Origin of the sequence: Arthrobacter sp. efr-133-TYG-104 (assembly GCF_030208915.1) — a bacterium.
In the GTDB taxonomy this organism is placed as follows: Bacteria; Actinomycetota; Actinomycetes; order Actinomycetales; family Micrococcaceae; genus Arthrobacter.
The window spans coordinates 44,850-64,997 of the sequence record NZ_JARVTA010000002.1 but is presented as its reverse complement, the minus strand read 5'-3'; the positions used below and the strand labels follow the sequence as shown (position 1 = coordinate 64,997).

At 63.0% G+C, this 20,148-nt stretch carries 14 protein-coding genes; 4 read left to right on the top strand and 10 right to left on the bottom strand.

The genetic code is table 11. From position 1 onward, the window contains the following. Nucleotides 1–256: 256 nt before the first annotated feature. The 7 genes from QRN04_RS02500 to QRN04_RS02470 form a co-directional block, all read right to left on the bottom strand. Nucleotides 257–2,023, bottom strand: a complete 1,767-nt coding sequence (locus QRN04_RS02500; RefSeq protein ID WP_284974576.1) for a ComEC/Rec2 family competence protein — start codon at nt 2,021–2,023, stop codon at nt 257–259. Continuing rightward, nucleotides 2,016–2,936 carry a ComEA family DNA-binding protein gene (locus QRN04_RS02495; RefSeq protein WP_284974575.1) on the bottom strand — a complete coding sequence of 307 codons (921 nt, stop codon included), beginning with the start codon at nt 2,934–2,936 and terminating at the stop codon, nt 2,016–2,018. Before QRN04_RS02495 ends, QRN04_RS02500 begins: the two co-directional genes overlap by 8 nt. A 71-nt stretch (nt 2,937–3,007) precedes the next feature. After that, nucleotides 3,008–4,003 (bottom strand): DegV family protein, encoded by a 996-nt coding sequence (locus QRN04_RS02490; protein WP_284974574.1) that lies wholly within the window; start codon nt 4,001–4,003, stop codon nt 3,008–3,010. Between the two features lie 56 nt (nt 4,004–4,059). After that, entirely contained in the window at nt 4,060–6,588 is a 2,529-nt protein-coding gene (gene leuS, locus QRN04_RS02485) for a leucine--tRNA ligase (protein ID WP_284974573.1), read from the bottom strand. Nucleotides 6,589–6,877: 289 nt separating this feature from the next. Then, nucleotides 6,878–8,392 carry a glycerol kinase GlpK gene (glpK, locus tag QRN04_RS02480; protein WP_284974572.1) on the bottom strand — a complete coding sequence of 505 codons (1,515 nt, stop codon included), beginning with the start codon at nt 8,390–8,392 and terminating at the stop codon, nt 6,878–6,880. Nucleotides 8,393–8,503: 111 nt separating this feature from the next. Further along, the gene (locus QRN04_RS02475; protein ID WP_284974571.1) at nt 8,504–9,256 is read right to left on the bottom strand and encodes an MIP/aquaporin family protein; all 753 of its coding nucleotides are present in this window, start codon (nt 9,254–9,256) and stop codon (nt 8,504–8,506) included. A gap of 165 nt (nt 9,257–9,421) precedes the next feature. Next, nucleotides 9,422–11,206: a glycerol-3-phosphate dehydrogenase/oxidase gene (locus QRN04_RS02470; RefSeq protein WP_284974570.1), complete on the bottom strand. Its 1,785-nt coding sequence runs from the start codon at nt 11,204–11,206 to the stop codon at nt 9,422–9,424. Between the two features lie 121 nt (nt 11,207–11,327). Here QRN04_RS02470 and QRN04_RS02465 point away from each other — a divergent pair, with 121 nt between their 5' ends. The 4 genes from QRN04_RS02465 (at nt 11,328) to QRN04_RS02450 (ending at nt 15,296) form a co-directional block, all read left to right on the top strand. Beyond that, nucleotides 11,328–12,290, top strand: coding sequence for a sugar-binding transcriptional regulator (locus QRN04_RS02465; RefSeq protein WP_284974569.1), 963 nt, complete (start codon nt 11,328–11,330; stop codon nt 12,288–12,290). 81 nt (nt 12,291–12,371) lie between these two features. Then, nucleotides 12,372–13,262, top strand: a complete 891-nt coding sequence (locus QRN04_RS02460; RefSeq protein WP_284974568.1) for an aldo/keto reductase — start codon at nt 12,372–12,374, stop codon at nt 13,260–13,262. Between the two features lie 10 nt (nt 13,263–13,272). Next, complete coding sequence (locus tag QRN04_RS02455) at nt 13,273–14,217, top strand: alpha/beta fold hydrolase (RefSeq protein ID WP_284974567.1); 945 nt, start codon at nt 13,273–13,275, stop codon at nt 14,215–14,217. Then, a complete protein-coding gene (locus QRN04_RS02450) occupies nt 14,214–15,296 on the top strand; it encodes a glycosyltransferase family 4 protein (RefSeq protein WP_284974566.1) in 1,083 nt (360 codons plus the stop codon). Before QRN04_RS02455 ends, QRN04_RS02450 begins: the two co-directional genes overlap by 4 nt. A gap of 10 nt (nt 15,297–15,306) precedes the next feature. Here QRN04_RS02450 and QRN04_RS02445 read toward each other — a convergent pair whose 3' ends face one another. The 3 genes from QRN04_RS02445 to coaBC form a co-directional block, all read right to left on the bottom strand. Beyond that, nucleotides 15,307–17,403, bottom strand: a complete 2,097-nt coding sequence (locus QRN04_RS02445) for a primosomal protein N' (protein ID WP_284974565.1) — start codon at nt 17,401–17,403, stop codon at nt 15,307–15,309. Nucleotides 17,404–17,590: 187 nt separating this feature from the next. Then, entirely contained in the window at nt 17,591–18,820 is a 1,230-nt protein-coding gene (gene metK / locus QRN04_RS02440; RefSeq protein WP_284974564.1) for a methionine adenosyltransferase, read from the bottom strand. 71 nt (nt 18,821–18,891) lie between these two features. After that, nucleotides 18,892–20,142 (bottom strand): bifunctional phosphopantothenoylcysteine decarboxylase/phosphopantothenate--cysteine ligase CoaBC, encoded by a 1,251-nt coding sequence (gene coaBC / locus QRN04_RS02435; RefSeq protein WP_284974563.1) that lies wholly within the window; start codon nt 20,140–20,142, stop codon nt 18,892–18,894. Nucleotides 20,143–20,148: the final 6 nt, after the last annotated feature.

Sequence of the window (20,148 nt, the reverse complement as noted above, 5' to 3'; positions counted from 1 at the left end):
TCTCTGCTTCCTGTCGCTCACCTATTTCGTTCGTTCACTGCGTCCGGCATATCGGTCAGAGCGGTTGTCCTTCACCTCCCAGTCTGCACCGGGCGCTTCGATCGGCCCTGCGGCAGGCAGCACGGCATTGTCGATGGTTCCACTACGACAAACGGCCTGGACCCGCTTCCTGATGCTTTTTTATGACTACGCGTGGAACATCAACCTGACGGTGCTGCTCCTCGGCCTCATCTACGGCGTGGAGTACTTTTTCACGTTAGGGTGGCTCGCCTGGCCTGCTCAAGGAGCGGGAACAGTCCTCTGCGGCACGATCTCCGCCGGCCTGGCTGTTGGGTTTTTCGTCGTCTTGTACCTTCGACGCGGCAAGCCCACCCCTGGCCGCTCTGCCTGAACGGACATTGCGTGGCTCGGTGTGCCGTTCCAACCATGCTGTGATGCGACAATGGAGGTCCCCGGCATGCACCATCACCGTCCTTGGGTGAAGCAGCACCCACACGACGACAAGGGTGAGCCCGGAAAAGACAGCCATGGCGGCAACGCCGGTGAAGCCCTCAGCCCAAGGCAGGGCAGCGCCCGGCAATCCGGCCATGAACCGCGCTGTAGCTGCCACGAGTGCCGCGCCGGTTCCTGCCCCGGCAATGAGCGGCCACGCCAGCCCGGGGACGACTCCGGAGACAGGGACGGCAATGGTCCCCAGGACTGTTACGGGAGCCACAAGCGGACCAGCGATGATGTTGGCAAGCAGTGCGTAGGGCGTGAACTGTGGCTGGAGTGCCACGATAACGGGAGTGCACAACAACTGCGCGGACAATGGAACCGCGAATCCGACGGCCAACCAGCGTGGTATCCGCGGTGGAATCCATGCCGCAATGCGAACGGCCAACAACACGATGCCGAGCGTGGCAAGGACCGATAACAGGAAGCCGATATTGGATGCCATGGGCGGATCCATGAGCAAAAGCATTGTTGCGGACAGGCAGAGGAATGTGAGGGACCTCCCGCGCCATCCTCCAACCAAGGAAGCCAGTCCCACTCCTCCCATGAGGGCGGCACGCATGACGCTCGGATCAGGCCCCACCATGACCACGAAAGCCACCAAACCACACGAGGCCAGAATGGCCGCCACCGGTCTGGACAACCGCAAACACCGGGCCATCAGGACAAATCCGCCGAGGACCAGGCTGCAGTTAGCGCCACTAACCGCCGTCAGGTGCGTCATGCCCGTCGTCTTCATGTCCGTCTTGAGTGACTCCGGCAAGCCGCTGGTGTCTCCTATCACCATTCCGGGCAACAGGCCGGCAGCATCCCCGGGCAACCAGCGGGCAGCATTCAGGAAGGATTCGCGGAGCAGACCGGCGGGCCCACGGATGTCAAACCTCGCACCTGTGATCAGAGGTGCGGACGACACCGAAAGGACCGCGGTCTGTGATTGTCCTTCTCTGACGTCTTTGAGCACACCCGTAGTGCGGACCCGGTCTCCCGGATGGACGTTCCGCCAAGCCTCTCCTCCCAGGACTGCTATGTCCGCTGAACCCCGAACCACCGTGCCGCTGGAGGTCACGTCGAGCAGTGCTGCCGATACCGTCCACCGTCCTTCCCCCGCATTGCCAGACTCGGCCTGACCGAGCGCCTCATGACCGAATGAGGAGGCCTTACGCGGACTGTCGGTGATCAGGAGATCCATGACCACTCCCCCGCCTGCTTGGATTACGTGAGCGAGCGGACCGACTTCGCGCTTACTTACCGCCACGGCACAATGAACCGCGACGGCGGCCCCGAGAACACCCGCCAGGGCAAACGTCACGGTCATGGTCCGGGCGCGCGGGGCCGTCCTGCGCTGTCGGTATCCCAGTGCCAGCAGCAGTCCTCCACCAGCAGCCAATGTGGCCGCCACAACAAGGCACCACGAAGTCTCCAGGGCACCGCAGGCGAGAGCGGTAATCCACGCAATCATCACGGAGGGCACCGCCCTCAGGTCCAAGCGACGGCCTCGCGGCGCTCCCCCGGCAGCCGGTTCACCCACCGTTCACCGTCACAAGTTTCTGCAGTGATTCCATGAGCTTGGGACCTATTCCGTCGATAGCGTCGAGTTCATCCACGGAGGCGAAGGAACCATGCTCTTTCCGCCAGTCGACAATGCGCTGGGCCATGACCGGACCTACCCGGGGCAAGGTTCCGAGCTCTTCGGCAGAGGCTGTATTGATGTTGATCTTCGCCCCTGCGCTTGTTCCCGAAGCGGTGGTGCCGACGGCACCACCGGCTCCGGCTTGGCTACTCGAGGGAACTACTGAGATGGCCGCTGGCTCACCTACAGTCGGCACGTACACCCTCACGCCATCGCTGAGGACCTCTGCAAGGTTCAGCCCGTCAGGCGCGGCATCCGCAGCGGCGCCGCCCGCGGCTTCGATAGCCTGGAAGACCCTGCTGCCCTGGGGCAAGGAAACGACTCCCGGCTTGTGGACTGCCCCGGCAACATGCACGACGACGACGCTGCCGTTACCCTCGGCTCCCGATGCCGATGCAGAGGGCTGGGGCGTCCCCGGTGATTGACCAGCTCCGGCTGTACCTGCTTGTTCATCTACCGGCCCAGCACTGCCTAGCGGCTCCGAAGTTGAGGAACCCACGGCTGACTGCCAAAGATTCCAGCCGACAACGAGTGCTGCGATGACGGCCACCAGCACGGCTGCCCTCCATGGAGTCCGCCACCGGAATCTGGTCGCCGGCACGTCCCCATCCAGGTACTCCGCCCCAGCATCCCCACCCGTCGGCCCTGCATCTCCGTGCTCTGCAGCTCCGCGCTCTCCGGCTTCATCCTCTGCAACCAACAACTCCAACAACGGCTCCGACGTCGGATCCGCAGACAACCGGGCCGCGAACCGCCGCCTCGCAGCGACAGCGGAATCTGGCGAAAATTCGTTCCCGTGGCGGCGTGGCATGAATCGAGACTATGGGCTGGCATTCCGGCCATGCCCCCGAGAACATGGGCTATGTGGACAAACAGAGATAGTCAGCTCGTGGGTGTACTGCTTTCGCCCACAATAACGGCCAGCACACCCAAGCCTGCGTGCGCTGCCAAAACGGCCGGTAACGCACTGATCTGGGGAGCCGGGCATTGCGGACATGCCTCCGCGAGACGAGCAGCAAGCCCCTGCGCCTCAGCAAGGTTTCCGAAGTGATGCACCGCGAGCCTTTGTTGCCCCGGCGGCCGGGTGGAGACGTCCTGAGCCACAATTTCCTCAAGGCGCGCAACCGCACGCACCGCCGAACGCACCTTTTCGAGCGGCACGATCTTGCCGCCGTCGACCGCGAGAATGGGTTTGATGGCCAGAACGGTACCCAACCATGATGCAGCCGCTCCGATGCGGCCACCGCGCCTCAACTGCTCAAGGCTCGGAACGTAAAAATAGACCTTGGTGCGTTCCATCCGCCGCTCGGCAAAGCCGCGAACCTCGGCCATACCCTGCCCGTCCGCTGCCGCCACCACCGCGCTCTGGACCCCCATGCCCTGCGCCATCCCCACGGTGCGGGAATCCACAACTTCTACGGGGATCGGCACGCGTGCAGCAGCGAGGCGGGCGGCGTCGACGGTTCCGGAGAGTTCCGATGAGAGATGTATGGAGACAACAGCCTTGAATCCACGGCGCTGCGCGGCCAGGTAGGCCTGTTCGAACTGGCCGGGAGAGGGCCGGGATGTCTTGATTGAGGCGCCAGCGGCCAACGCAACAGAGAGTGTCTCGGTGATGTCGTCTTCGCCTTCACCGTATATTTCCTCACCCACCATGACCGGCATGGGAACCACGGTCAGGCGGCCGTCGGAGCTAAACGCCGACACCCAGTCGGCCGGCAGGGCTGCCGCCGAGTCAGTGACCACCGCAGTGGTAACGACGGCGGACAACGGGTCCGCACGCAGGCCGTCAACAACAGGTACCGTTGCGGATGGCTGGCGAAGCCGTGACACCCGTTCCTTGAGCCATATCCAGGCGGGCGGTTCTCGCTCGGGCACGCAACCTCCAACGATGATGGCCGGCCGCCGGCATAGCGCCGGCGGCCGAATCTCCGCTAGGCGGGGACGATGTTCACCAGTTTAGGCGCCCGCACGATTACGGTGCGGATACCGCGGCCGTCCAGGGCACGTTGGACATTCTCGGATGCCAGCGCGAGTTCCCGGAGGGCGTCCTCGGTGATGTCCGGCGAAACCTCCAGGCGGTCGCGGACCTTGCCTTGTACTTGGACAACAGCCGTCACTGTTTCCTGGACCAAGAGCGACTCGTCGTGTTCCGGCCACCCCGCATTTGCCACCGATGCCTCATGGCCCAGGGCGCTCCACAAATCCTCTGCGGTGTATGGGGCAAAGAGGCTAAGGATGACGGCGACGGCTTCCGCGGCTTCACGAACGGCAGGGTCCGCAGCACCGGCTGCGCCGTCGATGGCCTTCCGGGTGGCGTTAACCAACTCCATCAGGCGCGCAACCACAACGTTGAACTTGTTGTTGTCCAGCAGTTCCGCGGCGTCAGCTATGGTCTTGTGAGTAACAGTCCGGAGCGCGCGGTCGCCAGTGGCGGGATCGACGCCAGGCTCGCTGCTGACATCTTGGCCCAAGCGCCAAGCCCGGGCAAGGAACTTCGCTGAACCCGACGGCGACACGTCAGCCCAGTCGACGTCGTCCTCGGGAGGAGACGCGAACACCATGGTCAAGCGGACGGCATCGACACCGAACTTGTCCAGCTGCTCGCCCAGATCCACGCCATTGCCGAGCGACTTGCTCATTGCCTTGCCGCCGTTCAACACCTGGCCCTGGTTCAGCAGCGCCGTGAACGGTTCATTGGACTCGATCAAGCCGATGTCCTTGATGACCTTGGTGAAGAAGCGCGCATACAGCAAGTGCAGGATGGCGTGCTCGACGCCGCCAACGTACTGCCCCACGGGCATCCAATTGTTGATCTTTTCGGGATCGAACGGACCTTCTGTGTAATCCGGCGAAACGAAGCGCAGGAAATACCAGGACGAGTCCACGAAAGTGTCCATGGTATCGGTATCGCGCTGCGCGGCCCGGCCGCAGTTGGGGCACTCGACATTGACCCATTCGACGGCGGCAGCAAGCGGGGACGTGCCCTTTGGCGCAAGTGCCTCGCCGCGCAGGTTTTCCGGGAGCCGGACGGGCAGCTGGTCATCGGGAACCGGCACCTCACCACACTCGCCGCAATGAATGATGGGAATGGGGGTTCCCCAGAAGCGCTGGCGGCTCAGCAACCAGTCACGCAACCGGAAGTTGACGAATTTCTCGCCCGTTCCGAGCTTTTCGAGGATGGCGACGGCGGCCGGGATGCCCTCCGACTTGGACAGGCCGTCCAACTCACCGGAGTTCTTCAAGGTGCCTTCGCCCGCGGTAGCTACCCCGGTCTCCGCCGGGTCTTCCTCCCCGGTATCCACGACTGCACGCACTGGCAGGTCGAAGGCCTTGGCGAAGTCGAGGTCACGCTGGTCGTGGGCAGGCACGGCCATGATTGCCCCGGTGCCGTAGTCGGCCAGGACGTAGTCGGCGGCCCAGACCGGGAGCTTCTCACCGTTGAGGGGGTTGATGGCGTAACGGCCCGTGAACACACCAGTTTTCTCACGCTCCGTGGATTGCCGCTCGATCTCGGACAGCGCCTTGACCTTCTCACGGTATGCCATGAGCTCGTCGTGTTGCTCCGGGGTGACCAAATCCAGCGCCAAGTGCGCATCCGCGGCTACGACGAAGAATGTCGCACCGTAGAGCGTGTCGGGGCGCGTCGTGAAAACGGGAACCTCACGTTCGGCCCGGTCTTCTGTAGCTTCGATGACGAACCGTACGTGAGCGCCCTCGGACCGACCTATCCAGTTCCGCTGCATGGCCAAGACGCGCTCGGGCCAGTGGCCTTTGAGCTGGTCCATGTCCTCCAGCAGGCGATCCGCATAATCGGTGATCTTGAAGTACCACTGGTTGAGCGACTTCTTGGTGACCTGGGTACCGCAACGCTCACAAGCACCATTGACCACCTGCTCATTGGCCAGGACAGTGAGGTCCTTTGGGCACCAGTTCACGGGCGAGTCTTTGCGATACGCCAGGCCGCGCTCATAGAACCGCTTGAACAACCACTGGGTCCAGCGATAGTACTCAGGGTCGGAGGTGTGGAGGCGGCGCGACCAGTCAGCGGAGATGGCGTATCGCTTGAAGGACGCCGCTTGGGTGTCGATGTTGGCATAGGTCCACTCACTGGGGTGGGCGTTGCGCTTGATGGCTGCGTTTTCAGCCGGAAGGCCGAACGAATCCCAGCCGATCGGGTGGAGGACATCGAAGCCCTTTTGACGCAGGTACCGGGCAACGACGTCGCCCATGGCAAACGCTTCAGCGTGGCCCATGTGGAGGTCACCGGACGGGTAGGGGAACATGTCCAACACGTAGCGGCGTTCCCGGGAACCGTCGTCAAGCGGGGTAAAGACGCCGAGGTCTTCCCATACCTGTGGCCATTTGGCCTCCATGGCAGCGAAACTGTAGACGCCTTCTTCAGGCGCTTCGGCCGCGGGTGCCACTGGTGTTCCGGTCTCTGTCTCCGGCTGAACGCTCACTGCTGCCCTCTTCTGTTCTTCGATGGCGGGTTGGCTCCTGCTGCTGCCCGGAAAGCCCCGGACACACAAAAGCCCCTCAACAATGGAGGGGCTGCCGCACGGCTATGGTGTGCCGGGCGGCTAGCTAAGCAGAAGGATCGCACGCATACAAATACCTTACCGCACCAAGCGCCTGGGCCGGGGCGCACGACGTACGTGCGCCGAGAGAGGTTCCGGGGACTCCCCGCCATGGTGTGGTGGGCACCGCGAAGCGGGCGGGGCGGGAGTCCCCGGAACCTCTGGTGGGTGACTACTTCACGTCTTCGTCGACCCAGTCCATCGACTTGGTGACGGCCTTCTTCCACAACCGCATTTGACGTTCTTGCTCTTCGGCCGGCAACTGCGGCTCCCACCGCTTGTCCTCGTTCCAGTTGGCACTGAGCTCGCCGAGGTCCTTCCAGAATCCGACGGCGAGACCGGCTGCGTAGGCCGCGCCAAGGGCCGTGGTTTCAACGACCTTGGGACGGACCACGGGCACGCCGAGGATGTCTGCTTGGAACTGCATGAGGGCCTCATTGGCGACCATTCCGCCGTCGACCTTCAACTCGGTCAGCGGTACACCCGAGTCAGCGTTGACGGCGTCGAGGACCTCACGGGTCTGGAAAGCGGTGGCTTCCAGGGCAGCGCGGGCGATGTGTCCCTTATTGGCAAAGCGCGTGAGTCCAACGATCGCGCCACGGGCGTCCGCACGCCAGTAAGGGGCAAACAGACCGGAGAAGGCGGGGACGATGTAGACGCCACCGTTGTCCTCGACGGCGGCGGCCAACTCCTCCACCTGCGGGGCGGAGCTGATCATGCCGAGGTTGTCGCGTAGCCACTGGATGAGCGACCCGGTGACCGCGATGGAACCCTCCAGCGCGTAGTGCGGCTTCGCGTCGCCCAGCTTGTAGCCGAGGGTGGTGAGCAGGCCGTTCTTGGAGTGAACGATTTCCTCGCCAGTGTTGAAGATGAGGAAGCAACCGGTGCCATAGGTGTTCTTTGCTTCACCCGGCTGAAAGGCTGCCTGGCCGAAGGTTGCAGCTTGCTGGTCACCGAGGATTCCAGCCACCGGGGTTTCACGAAGCAGCTGCGACGTGTGGACGTGGCCGTAGACCTCGGAGGAGGACTTGATGGTGGGCATCATGGAGGCCGGGACCCCGAAGACGTCGAGGATCTCCTGGTCCCACTGGAGTGTTTCGAGGTCCATGAACAATGTCCGCGAAGCGTTGGTGACATCGGTGACGTGCACGCCCCCGTCAACGCCGCCGGTCAGGTTCCAGAGAACCCAAGCATCGGTGTTGCCGAACAAGAGGTCGCCGGCCTCGGCTTTTTCGCGTGCGCCGTCGACGTTGTCCAGGATCCACTTGATCTTGGTACCGGAGAAGTAGGTGGCCAACGGCAGGCCGACCTTCTGTTTGAACCGCTCGAGGCCGCCGTCTTGGGCCAGTTGATCCACGATCGGCTGGGTGCGGGTATCTTGCCAGACGATGGCGTTGTAGACCGGCTCCCCGGTGTTCTTGTCCCAAACGACGGCGGTCTCCCGCTGGTTGGTGATTCCGACGGCGGCAATATCGTGCCGCGTCAGGTTTGCCTTGGACAGGGCAGACCCGATGACCTCACGGGTGTTGTTCCAGATTTCCGCCGGGTTGTGTTCCACCCAGCCGGCCTGCGGGAGGATCTGCTCATGTTCCATCTGGCCGGTGGACACGATGGTGCCTGCGTGGTCGAAAACGATGGCCCGGGAGCTGGTGGTGCCCTGGTCGATGGCGATGATGTACTGATTCATGGTGACGTCCTTGTCTTAATGGCTTAACCGCTTAATGGCTTAGTGGCTTAGTGGCTCGCTGGTGTTAGTCGGATACAGCTTGATTGTGGTGCCAGTGCGGACGGTGTCCGCTTAGCCGGCGACGGCCGGCATGATGGCCGGTACCCAGATGGCCACGAGGCCGGCAAGTGCGCCGCCCACCAGTGGGCCAACAACCGGGATCCATGCATACGCCCAATCGCTTGACCCCTTGCCCTTGATGGGAAGGAGGGCGTGCGCAATGCGGGGACCCAGGTCACGGGCGGGGTTGATGGCATAGCCGGTGGGACCACCGAGGGAAACGCCGATGCCTACGACGAGCAAGGCCACAGCGAGCGGGCCAAGTCCCGAAGGTGTGCCACCGAATGTCAGGATCACGAATACCAAGACGAACGTGCCAATGATTTCGGTGACAAGGTTCCACGGGGTGGAGCGGATCGCCGGTCCCGTAGAGAAGGTACCGAGCTTGTTTGCCGCTATCGGTTCCTCATCGAAGTGCTGCTTGTAGGCCAGCCAGCAAACCACGGCGCCCAGGAAAGCACCAAGGAGTTCCCCGCCAAAGTACGTCAACGTCGAGCCAAAGCTAACGGCGACGTCGGGTGCGTAGTTCTTGCTGCCCTTGACCAACAGGCCCAAAGTGACGGCCGGATTCAGGTGCGCGCCGGACTTTGCGGCCACGAAAACGCCCGCGAAAACCGCAATTCCCCATCCCCACGTCACCATCAAGAATCCAGCGTTGTTGCCCTTGGTGCCTCTGAGCGCAACGTTTGCCACGACGCCGCAACCCAACAGGGTCAGCATCATGGTTCCGAATACTTCGGAAAGGAAAACAATTCCAAGAGACATCTTTGACTCCTCATTTTTCTGTTGTCAGCCTCCTCGCGGGTTGAGGAAGGCTGTTGGGACGGCACATCATTGGTACCGTCCCGGTGCGGAGGACCAGCCGGTCCTCCTACCCCATTTCCGCCCCTACCGCACGTGGGACGGTCAAGCTTCTTGCCTCGCCTGCGCTCAGGCTACGAGGCTGTGCACCTCGACTTTGTGGAACCTGCGAAGTACGTCCTGGGCGTGACGGATTTCGGTTTCCCGGCGTGCAGGGTCCCATCCCAAGGGCTGGGCGATTGCTGCGGCAATCTCATTGAGCAACTCCCCCGTGACCAGGCCACGGAAAGCCAGGGATGTCCTGCGGATTAGTACATCCACCAAGTGCCCGATCTGCTCATGCTCAGCCATGTAGGCCAGCTCGCGGACGCTCAGCTCACGGGTTGAGCGCAGCGGCGAGTCGTGCCCGGCTTTCAGGTAGTCGATGACTGCCGCCGCACGGGTTCCGTAGCGTGTCAGTAGGATCGCTACCCGATCGGCGTCCAGGCCGGGGCCCACGTGCTGCTTGATCCATTCCTGTTCGGCTTGCACCGATGCCGGGAAGCCGGCGCCGCCGCCGATGGCGAGCTTCGCCGTCGAGACCTTACGTTCCATGCCGAGCTCACGGAGGACATCGTTGGTCATGTGTTCTGCCAAGGCGCGGAAGGTGGTCCACTTACCGCCTACAAGGCTGAGTACGACGGCGGCCTTACCGCCAGGCGTTGCCGAGCCATCACTGCCGGTGCGGACGCTGCGTTCGATCCGGTAGTCACGCGAGACGAACCCGGGTTGGGTTGCATCGTGGCGGGGCAGTGGACGTACACCGGCGAAGCTGTAGACGATCTGTTCGCGCTCCACCTTGATGGTGGGAAATACATGGCCCACCAGATCGAAGAAGTAGTCGATCTCCTCCTCCGTGCACACTGCGTCTTCGGACATTTCAGCGTCCACATCAGTGGTCCCAACGAGTACGCGATCACCCATCGGGTAGATGAGGACGATGCGCCCGTCAGTGTGTTCGAAGAAGATCTCCCGGCCGTTGCAGGCAGCGAGCAGCTCAGGGTGGTCCAGGACTATGTGCGAGCCCTTGGTGCCACCCATGTATTTGCTGGCAGCGCCCATGGCGGCGTTGGTGAGGTCCACCCAAGCACCCGTAGTGTTCACGATGACGTCAGCCTGGAACTCGAATTCCTTGCCGGTCAGTTCGTCCCGGAGGAGGACACCCTCCGCACCCATCGATACCAGGGAGACGTAGTTGCTGGCACGGGCGCTTCCTCCCGGCAGCCCGCCGCCGCGGCCTGCCTTCTCGCCGTCCTGCAGGACGTCAAGGGTCAAGCGCTCGGGGTTATGGACCGAGGCGTCAAAGTAGGTAGCCGCGTACTTGATCCCGGAGTGCAGCTTGGGAAGCTCAGCCAAGGCTTTGCTCCGGCCACAGAACTGGTGGCGCGGAACGCTGCCGCCGTCACGTGAGAAGAAGTCGTACATGCTCAGGCCAACTTTGATGAGGAACGCACCGCGCTCCTTGGGCTTGCCCTGCTTGTGCGTCAGGAAGCGCATGGGCGCTGAGAGGATTCCCGAGAAGGTGCTGAAAATGGGGATGGTGGTCTGCAGCGGCTTCACGTAATGCGGAGCGATGCGCAGCAGCCTGTTGCGCTCCACCACGGACTCCTGGACGAGGCGGAACTCGCCATTTTCCAGGTAGCGGATACCGCCGTGGATCATGTGCGACGATGCACCGCTGGCACCCTGGCAATAGTCGCCGCGTTCCACAAGGGCGACGTCCACTCCCTGCAGCGCCAGATCACGGAAGGTTCCGACGCCGTTGATCCCACCACCGATAATGAGCACCTTCGCTGACGGCCGCTCCTGCAATGCAATGACGGAATCACGCTGTGCTGCGTGGCCGGAGGTACCTGAATTCTTGTTGTGTCCCAAAACTGCTCCTTGGGCTCGGCTCGTGCGCTGCGAGGCTCGCTGCTGCACCGTTCACCACTAATCTGGCTAAGGTGGAAAATGGAGTCAAGCTATTTGCACAAACGTGCAGTAAGGATATGGGATGGCACGATCACGACACGCAGATGCGCTCCGAGCTGCACAGATGTATTACTTGCAGGACCTGACCATGGACGCGATCGCCCGGGAACTCCGGACATCCCGCTCCACGGTGTCCAGGCTCCTATCCTCCGCCAGGGAAACCGGCCTGGTACAGGTCCAGATCAGGAGTCCTTTTGACACAGGGCCTGAGCTGGAAAGCCAGATCCGCAGCCAATTCGGCGTCGACGTCCACGTCGTTCCCGTACTGGACACGCTGAACGAAGCAGAGACGTTGGACCGCGTGGCCATGCAGGCCGCAAGGACCATCGGACCTTTGGTGGACTCGAATGCCATCATCGGCGTGGCATGGGGCGCGACGCTCAGCGCGGTCAGCCGCCAGCTCACGCGCAAGATCACCCACGACAGCATCGTGGTGCAGCTCAACGGCGCAGGAAACATGCAAACCACAGGGATCACATATGCCAGCGACATCATGCGCCGCTTCGGAGCCGCGTACGGTGCGCGGGTTGAACAATTTCCCGTCCCGGCGTTCTTTGACCACGCCGCAACCAAGACGGCTATGTGGAATGAACGCAGCGTTCAACGCATCCTGGACCTTCAAGCCCGTATGAGTATCGCCATCTTCGGCGTGGGCACCGTCCATTCCGATTACCCGAGCCACGTCTACGCAGGCGGCTACCTGGACGAACAAGACCTCGCAGTCCTGGCGGCGGACGACGTCGTGGGCGATGTAGCGACCGTTTTCTTCCGAAGCGACGGTTCCTCAGACGGCATCACGCTCAACGAGCGGTCAACCGGACCGAGCCACGAACAACTACGACAAGTCCGACGACGGATCTGCGTGGTGTCCGGGGCGTCAAAAATCAACGGACTGCAGGGGGCGCTCGCTGCAGGTTTGGCCACAGACCTCATCCTCGACGAAGCCTCTGCCCGGCGCTTGGTCGCCTCCGCCCACGAAGGATAGGTCTCGCCTTAACCCGCAACTTAACCCGCCGCAGCACCAGCCTCCAGAAACAACATCGCGAGGTATAGGTAGAGTCGTGCTATGAGATTTCCTGCCCGAATGGCACTAAACAACGGCGTACAGATGGACCGCCTGGGGTTCGGTCTCTACAAGGTACCCCCCGCTGACGCCGGGTTGCTCGTTGCAACGGCACTTACCGCAGGGTACCGGCGCTTCGATACAGCCGCCATGTACGGCAATGAGGTGGGCGTTGGCCGCGGAATCGGAGGGGCGATCGGCGACGCCGCACAAGCAGATTCCGCTGTTGGGACTACAGGCGGCTCCGGTGAAGCCGTCCACAACCTGATGCGGGAAGACGTGTTCGTGACCACCAAGGTCTGGAATGACCACCACGGCTACGATGCCACGCTCCGGGCCTTCGACACCTCCATCTCCAATCTGGGACTGGACTACATCGACCTCTACCTCATCCACTGGCCGTGCGCCGGCAAGGGACTCTTCGTCGAGACCTACAAAGCCATGGAGACGCTTTACCGCGAGGGCAAGGTACGCGCGATCGGCGTCTCTAACTTCCAGCCAGGACATCTTGAAGAGCTCATGCACAAGGCCGAAGTGGTCCCAGCCGTCAACCAAGTGGAGCTGCATCCATGGTTGCAGCAGACCAGCTTGCGGACACTGCACGAACAGCTTGGCATCGCCACTGAAGCTTGGAGCCCGCTCGGCCGGGGCCAGGTCTTGGCTGACCCGGCGATTGTGTCGCTTGCGCACAAACATGCCCGGACGCCTGCCCAGATCATTCTCCGCTGGCACCTGCAACTGGGGAACCTGGTCATTCCCAAAGCAAGCTCGGCGGAAAGGATCAAGGAGAACTTTGACGTCTTCGATTTTGAGCTGGACTCCGGAGACATGGATGGAATCGCCGGACTCGAACGCCACCATCGCACGGGCTCGCACCCGGACAACGTGAACTAGGAGCAGCCATATGGAAAAGGTGGAGACCGCGAGCTTCTCCCATGGCGGGCAGACCCGCAGCGACTTCTTCAGCGCGTCCCTTGCAGGGAGGACGCACGCATTCGAAGTGACTGTTGATGGCAGCAACGTAGCCTATTGGACGTACGAACCGGTCACGCTGACGCCCCAAACACGCACCATCCTGGTTATCCACGGATTCCGCGGGGATCACCATGGCCTGCTGCGGGTCGCTGACCACCTATCGGAGATGCGGCTGATCATGCCCGACCTGCCTGCGTTCGGAAGCTCTGATCCTTTCATGGGCGATGAGCATACCGTTGAACGATATGGCCGGTTCATTTCGGGCTTCATGAGCGCCCTCGGACTAGGCCCCAAGACGGTCTTGCTCGGGCACTCTTTCGGCTCGATCGTGGCAAGCCACTTCGTGGCGGCCCATCCGGGCGCTGTTTCTCCCCTGATCTTGGTCAATCCCATCGCGGCTCCGGCGCTGGAAGGGCCTAAGGGCATCATGACCAAGCTCGCCGTCTTCTATTACCAGGCGTCAGCAAAGCTCCCCCGGCGGCTGGGATTGGCGATCCTGAGGAACCGTGCGATTGTCCGGGTCATGAGCATCACCATGGCCAAGACCAAAGACAAGGGGCTCCGCCGCTTCATCCATGGGCAACACGATGCCTACTTCAGTGCGTTCTCGGACAGGAAGAGCCTGCTCGAATCCTTCAAAGCCTCGGTTTCGGGCAACGTAGCGGAGGTCGCCGAAAAACTGGCGCTGCCCGTCCTGCTTGTCGCGGGCGAAAAGGATGAGATCGCCACCCTGCCCGACCAATACAAACTGGTGAAGCGCCTACCCGACGCCAAGCTGGAAGTAATTCCCGGCGTCGGGCATTTGATCCATTACGAGACGCCGGCGCCGGCGGCTGCTGCCATCCGTACTTTCTTGGAGGAACACCCCGCGTGAAAATAGTCATCGACGCCCGCTTTACTAGGACGGACCACCACGATGGCATCAGCCGCTACGGGTCGAGCCTCATAGCCGCCACATCGAAGGTCGCAGACGTCACCATGCTGATCAGCGACAAGCGCCAGTTGGCATTGCTTCCCGACGTGCCGTACGTCCTGGTCAACAGCCCGCTGTCGCCCATGGAGTTGTTCGTGGCCCGGAAGGTCAACCCGCTTAACGCCGACGTCGTGGTGTGCCCCATGCAGACCATGGGCACAGTCGGCCGGAAGTACGGGTTGATCCTCACGCTGCACGACCTGATCTACTACGAGCACCCCGCCCCCCCGGGATTCCTTCCCGCGCCTGTGCGAGTGCTCTGGCGGCTCTACCACAAGGCCTTCTGGCCGCAACGGCTGCTGCTGAACCGGGCCGACGTCGTGGCTACGATCAGCAGCACCACTGAGGCCTTGATTGCCAAATACAAGCTGACCAAGAGGCCGGTGCGGATTGTCGGCAACGCACCCCAGCCGGGACAGACCCCACGCGATCCCGCTGCAGGAGCGGAGAAGACCGTGCTCTACATGGGTTCATTCATGCCCTACAAAAACGTGGAAACCATGATCCGTGGCATGGCCGGGCTCCCGGGCTTCAGCCTGCACCTTTTGAGCCGGATCACGCCACAGCGACGCGAGGAGCTGGAGGCCATGATTCCGCACGGAGCTTCGGTACAGTTCCACAACGGCGTCACTGATGCGGAGTATGAAGAGCTTCTCAAAAGGGCGACGGCGCTCATCAGCCTCTCGCGTGCGGAGGGGTACGGCCTGCCGCTGGTGGAGTCCATGGCGCTGGGCACGCCCGTGATCGCCAGCGACATCCCAATTTTCCGGGAAGTCGGCGGCGACGCCGTGAGTTACGTGGACCCGGAATCGTCCGCGGACTTCGCCGCGGCAGTGACCGCCCTTGGTGATGACGTGCTCTGGCAGGAGCGCTCCCGCAAGTCCGTGGAGCAAGCGGCGGAATTCAACTGGGACGAATCCGCCCGGCAACTTCTTGCCGCCGCGGAGGAAGCTGTGGCCTTGCGGGGGAACAGGAAGTAGCGGGCTGCAATTAGAGGACGTCCACGCCGTCCAAGCGCAACTGCACCGGGCCGGACGTCCGTTTGGCGGCACTGGCAGCCTTGACAGCCCGCATGGCACGGGTGGTCTCCGCCGCATGGGCGTAAGGGATGAAGTACAGCGTCCTCACCTCGGCCTCAAGGTCAGCGCCCTGCCCCGCTCCGGCGAACAGATTTACTGGGGCAGGCCCGGCAACGCGAAGTTTGGTCCCGGCAGGCAGCGCGACACTTGCCTCGAAGGCGTTGGCGAAATGCTCGACGTCGGCCCTGTCGCCGGTGACTGAGGCCACCCGGACCGCTGGCGGGAGCTGAAGTTCCTTCCGGAGCGCCAGTTCCCGCGAAGCGTATCCAGGCCCGTCCCACCGCAACAATGCCCCGGTAGCTGAGGTGTCGTCCGCGGTAATGACCACGAGGCCGCCCTCTGCTGCTGGCCGCACCAGTGCAGCGGCATTAAACCAGCGGCGAACCGTGTCTTCGCCGGCGCGAAGGTTTTCCCGCCGAAGCAAGGAATTGCCGTCCAGCAGCAACGCAGCGGCATAGCCATTGGTGGCCACGGGCTCCGCCCCCACGGTTGCAACCACCAGGGCCGGCACGTCCGGCACGCTTGACTTGACCTGCTCCCCGGATGAGGTCACCACAGCGTGGCCGGGAAATGCCCGTCCCAGTTCCTCGGCAGTCCTGATGGCCCCCGTGGCTCCCCTGCGCAGCCTGGTCCCATGACAGTGACTGCAGCGCCACTGCGGCGCCGGGGTGGAGCACCACTTGCAGGTGGGCATCGCGGAGCCGCTGGAGACAGCCAACGGGCCTTGGCAGGCTTTACAGCGGGCGAGCTCGCGGCATGTCTCGCATACCAGCGACGGCGCGTAGCCGGCCCGGGCCACCTGGACCAAAACGGGGCCACGTTCCAGGCCTTCCTTGGCTGCACGCCACGCAGCCCCGGGCAGTCGCGCAATCCGGGCCAAGGGATCGCGTTCCTGCTCAAAGCTGTCTGCAGTGTTGAGCACCCTGGGCACCGTGGACCGCACGGTTGTCCTTGCGGCCTCGATGGGAACGGCCCACTGAAGCTCCACCAAGCGCTGAAGTTCGGTACTCCTGCTATGGGCAGCCATGAGGCATGCGGCGTTCTCCTGTTCGGCCCTGAGGAGCAGGACCTCACGTGCGTGCGCATACGGTGCCCGTTGCTCTATGTGGAGGTCGTCGCCGTCGTCCCAACACACCACCAACCCGAGGTCCCGAACAGGTGCATACGCCGCCGAACGGGTCCCAATGGCCACCCCGGCTGCCCCGTTCAGGACCCGGAGGAAGTTTCTGTACCGCGGAGTCTGGCCGTCGTCAGCAGTGAGACGGGCGACGTCCGACGGCGGCAAAAGCTTAGCCAGTGCCGCCTCCAACCGTTCAAGATCACGGTAGTCGGGCACCACCACCACCGCACCGCGCCCGGAGGATCGGACTGTGGCTACCGCGGTGGCCACCAGTTCGGGCCACCCTTCCGTCCCAAAACCCTGCAGGGCGGTGAGCACGGCCTTGGGTGAACCACCGGCAGCAAGATGCTGCAGGTACGGTGTGCCGTTGGAGTAGGCGCGCCAAGCGCGAGCAGGCACCGACGACGTTTCAGGCCCACCCGTTGCAGCTTCTGCGTCTCCGGAAAGCAATTCCTTCTCCACCTTGGCAACCCGTGGCGGAATCGCAGTCCGGAGGACATCGCTCAATGTTCCGGCGTACCGGGCGGCCACCGTGCCCGCAAGCTCGAGGACGGCGGGAGTGAGGACCGCCACCCCGGACACCACTTTATGAAGCGGGGTCAGTGGGTGGGCGGCATCGGAGTCCGCGCGTCTCTCCACCAGATAGCCGTTCAACTCCTGCCCGTTGAACTTGACCTTTACCCGTACGCCAGGAACGGCGGCAGCCGACAGTTCGGCGGGGACGCTGTAATCGAAGGGCCGGTCCAGATGGGGCAGGCCGGACTCGAGAACCACGCGGGCCACTGGATTGTCCTCGGCCAACGGAGGACCGCTTGCCGGTGTCCGGTCCGGGAATCCTTGCAGCAATGAGGGCTGAAGCAGCGAAGACTGACCCTCGCGTGCTGCCATATCCTTCACCTCCACGGCGTTTTTCCTGCGGAACCGACACGGCCCTCAATGACGGATGCCCGCAGCGGGACGGACCCACTGCGGGCATCTCTCTGGCTCAAGCCAATCACGGGCCACTGACAAAACAGCAACCGGCTGCGACTAACGCCAAGCAAGCACCATACTGATCAAACGAGCACCGTACTGATCAGGCGTTGAAGTATTCCTTCAAGTCCGCCACGCGATCCAAACGCTCCCACGTGAAATCGGGCTCGTCGCGGCCGAAGTGGCCATGCGCAGCAGTCTTGGCGTAGATGGGACGCTTGAGATCCAGGGCATCAATGATGGCCCGGGGACGGAGATCGAACAGCTCGTCGATAGCTTCGCTGATCCGGGCCGGGTCAACCGTTTCCGTCCCAAAGGTCTCAACGTAGGTACCCACCGGCCGCGCCTGGCCAATGGCGTAAGCAATCTGGATCTCGGCGCGCTTTGCCAGTCCCGCGGCCACCACGTTCTTGGCGACCCAGCGCATGGCGTACGCCGCGGAACGGTCCACCTTGGACGGGTCTTTTCCGGAAAAAGCTCCGCCGCCGTGGCGGGAGAACCCACCGTAGGTATCCACGATGATCTTGCGTCCAGTCAGGCCGGCATCCCCCACCGGGCCGCCAATGACGAAGGCCCCTGCGGGGTTCAGGATGTTGGCCGTGCGCGAAAGATCTAGATTCGACGCGGACAGGACGGGTTCGATGACGTAACTGGCGAGGTCTGCCCGCAACTGATCCAGGCTCGCTTCTTCCGCGTGCTGGCTCGAGATGACCACCGTTTCAACCGAAACGGGTCGATCGCCGTCGTACCCTACCGTGACCTGGGTCTTGCCGTCGGGCCGCAAATAGGCGAGTTCGCCGTTCTTCCGCACCTCAGTCAGGCGTTCGGAAAGTCGGTGGGCCAACCAAATCGGCGTTGGCATATAGGACGCAGTCTCGTCGCTCGCGTAGCCGAACATCAGGCCCTGGTCCCCGGCGCCCTGGAGATCGTAGTCGTCCTCCTGGCGGCCTTCGCGGGCCTCAAGCGAGTTGAAAACTCCGCCGGCGATGTCATTCGACTGCTGGCCGATGGAAACGGAAACGCCGCACCGCGCGCCGTCGAAGCCATTGGCTGACGAATCGTAGCCAATGCCCAAAATCGTCTCGCGGACAATCTGCGGAATCTCGACGTAAGCATCCGTGGTGACTTCACCAGCCACGTGGACCAAGCCGGTGGTGGCCATGGTCTCAACGGCTACCCGCGATTCGGGGTCGGCGGCAAGCAGCGCGTCCAAAATGGCGTCGCTGATTTGATCGCAGATCTTGTCCGGGTGCCCTTCAGTGACAGACTCGGAGGTGAAGAGCCGGAGCTTGGGCGGGGTGCCATGGCGTTCATGGTGCAGCGGTAAAGTCACTCGACCACCTTACTGTGTTGCGGGACGGCGGCATCTGCCGTGTGTCCCTATGCGAAGAATTGGGGACCCGGTTAGGCGACCGGGAAATGTTGCGTCAGTTCCGATGCCACACGGTCCATGACGGCAGCAGCTACGTCCGCCTTGGATCCCGCGGCTGGCTGGGGTTGTGCACCGTGGCCCGAAAGTATCACCACGGAGTTTTCGTCCTGGCCGAAGACGCGGCCAACACCGACCTGGTTGACAACCAACAAGTCACAGCCTTTGCGTTTGAGTTTCGCGGTGGCATGCTCCAGGACATCGCCTTGCGCATCACCGGTTTCCGCGGCGAAACCCACCACCAGCTGCCGACCACCATGGGTGTTTCGGCGCTCGACAAGTTCCTGCAGGATGTCCGGGTTCCGGACCAGTTGAATTACTGGCGCGTCCTCGCCGTCGACCTTCTTGATCTTGGTGTCCGAAACCGCTGCCGGACGGAAATCCGCCACGGCGGCAGCCATGATGACGACGTCGGAATCAACCGCCGCGTCCAGCGCTGCCTCACGCAGTTCCAGGGCCGATTCAACGCGGACAAGCTCGACGCCGGCCGGCGGCTCGATGTCCATATGCGCGGCAATGAAACGGACCGTTGCCCCGGCTTCCAAGGCTGCGGCTGCCAGTGCCACTCCCTGCTTTCCGGAGGAACGGTTGCCGAGGAAGCGCACAGGGTCCAGGGCTTCCCTGGTTCCGCCAGCGGATATGGTGACTGAGCGTCCGGCCAGGGAGGTGCGCGGTGACGGGTTTTCTTCCGCGGCTTGGGCAGCTTCGGCCAAAGCCAACGCTGCGGCGAAGATCACTTCCGGCTCGGGCAAGCGGCCGGGGCCGGAGTCGGCGCCGGTCAGGCGCCCGGAGGCCGGTTCGAGCACCGTTACTCCACGGCTGCGTAACGTCTCCACATTGGCCTGCGTTGCGGCGTGCTGCCACATCTCCGTGTGCATGGCGGGCGCGAACAGGACCGGACCGTGGGCCATCAAGAGCGTGGTGGTGAGAAGATCCCCAGCCTGCCCCGCGGCGGCCCTGGCGAGGAGATCGGCGGTGGCGGGAGCGACGACGATCAAGTCGGCTTCATGCCCCAGCCGGACATGGTTCACACTCTCAACGGCATCGAACACGCTGTTGCTCACGGGGTTTCCTGAGAGCGCCTCCCAGGTGGCGACTCCCACGAACCGCGTAGCGGCTTCCGTGGGAATGACCGTGACCTCGTGTTCGGCTTCAGTAAAAAGCCGGAGGAGCGATGCAACCTTATAGGCTGCGATCCCTCCCCCGACTCCGAGGACTATGCGCACGTGACC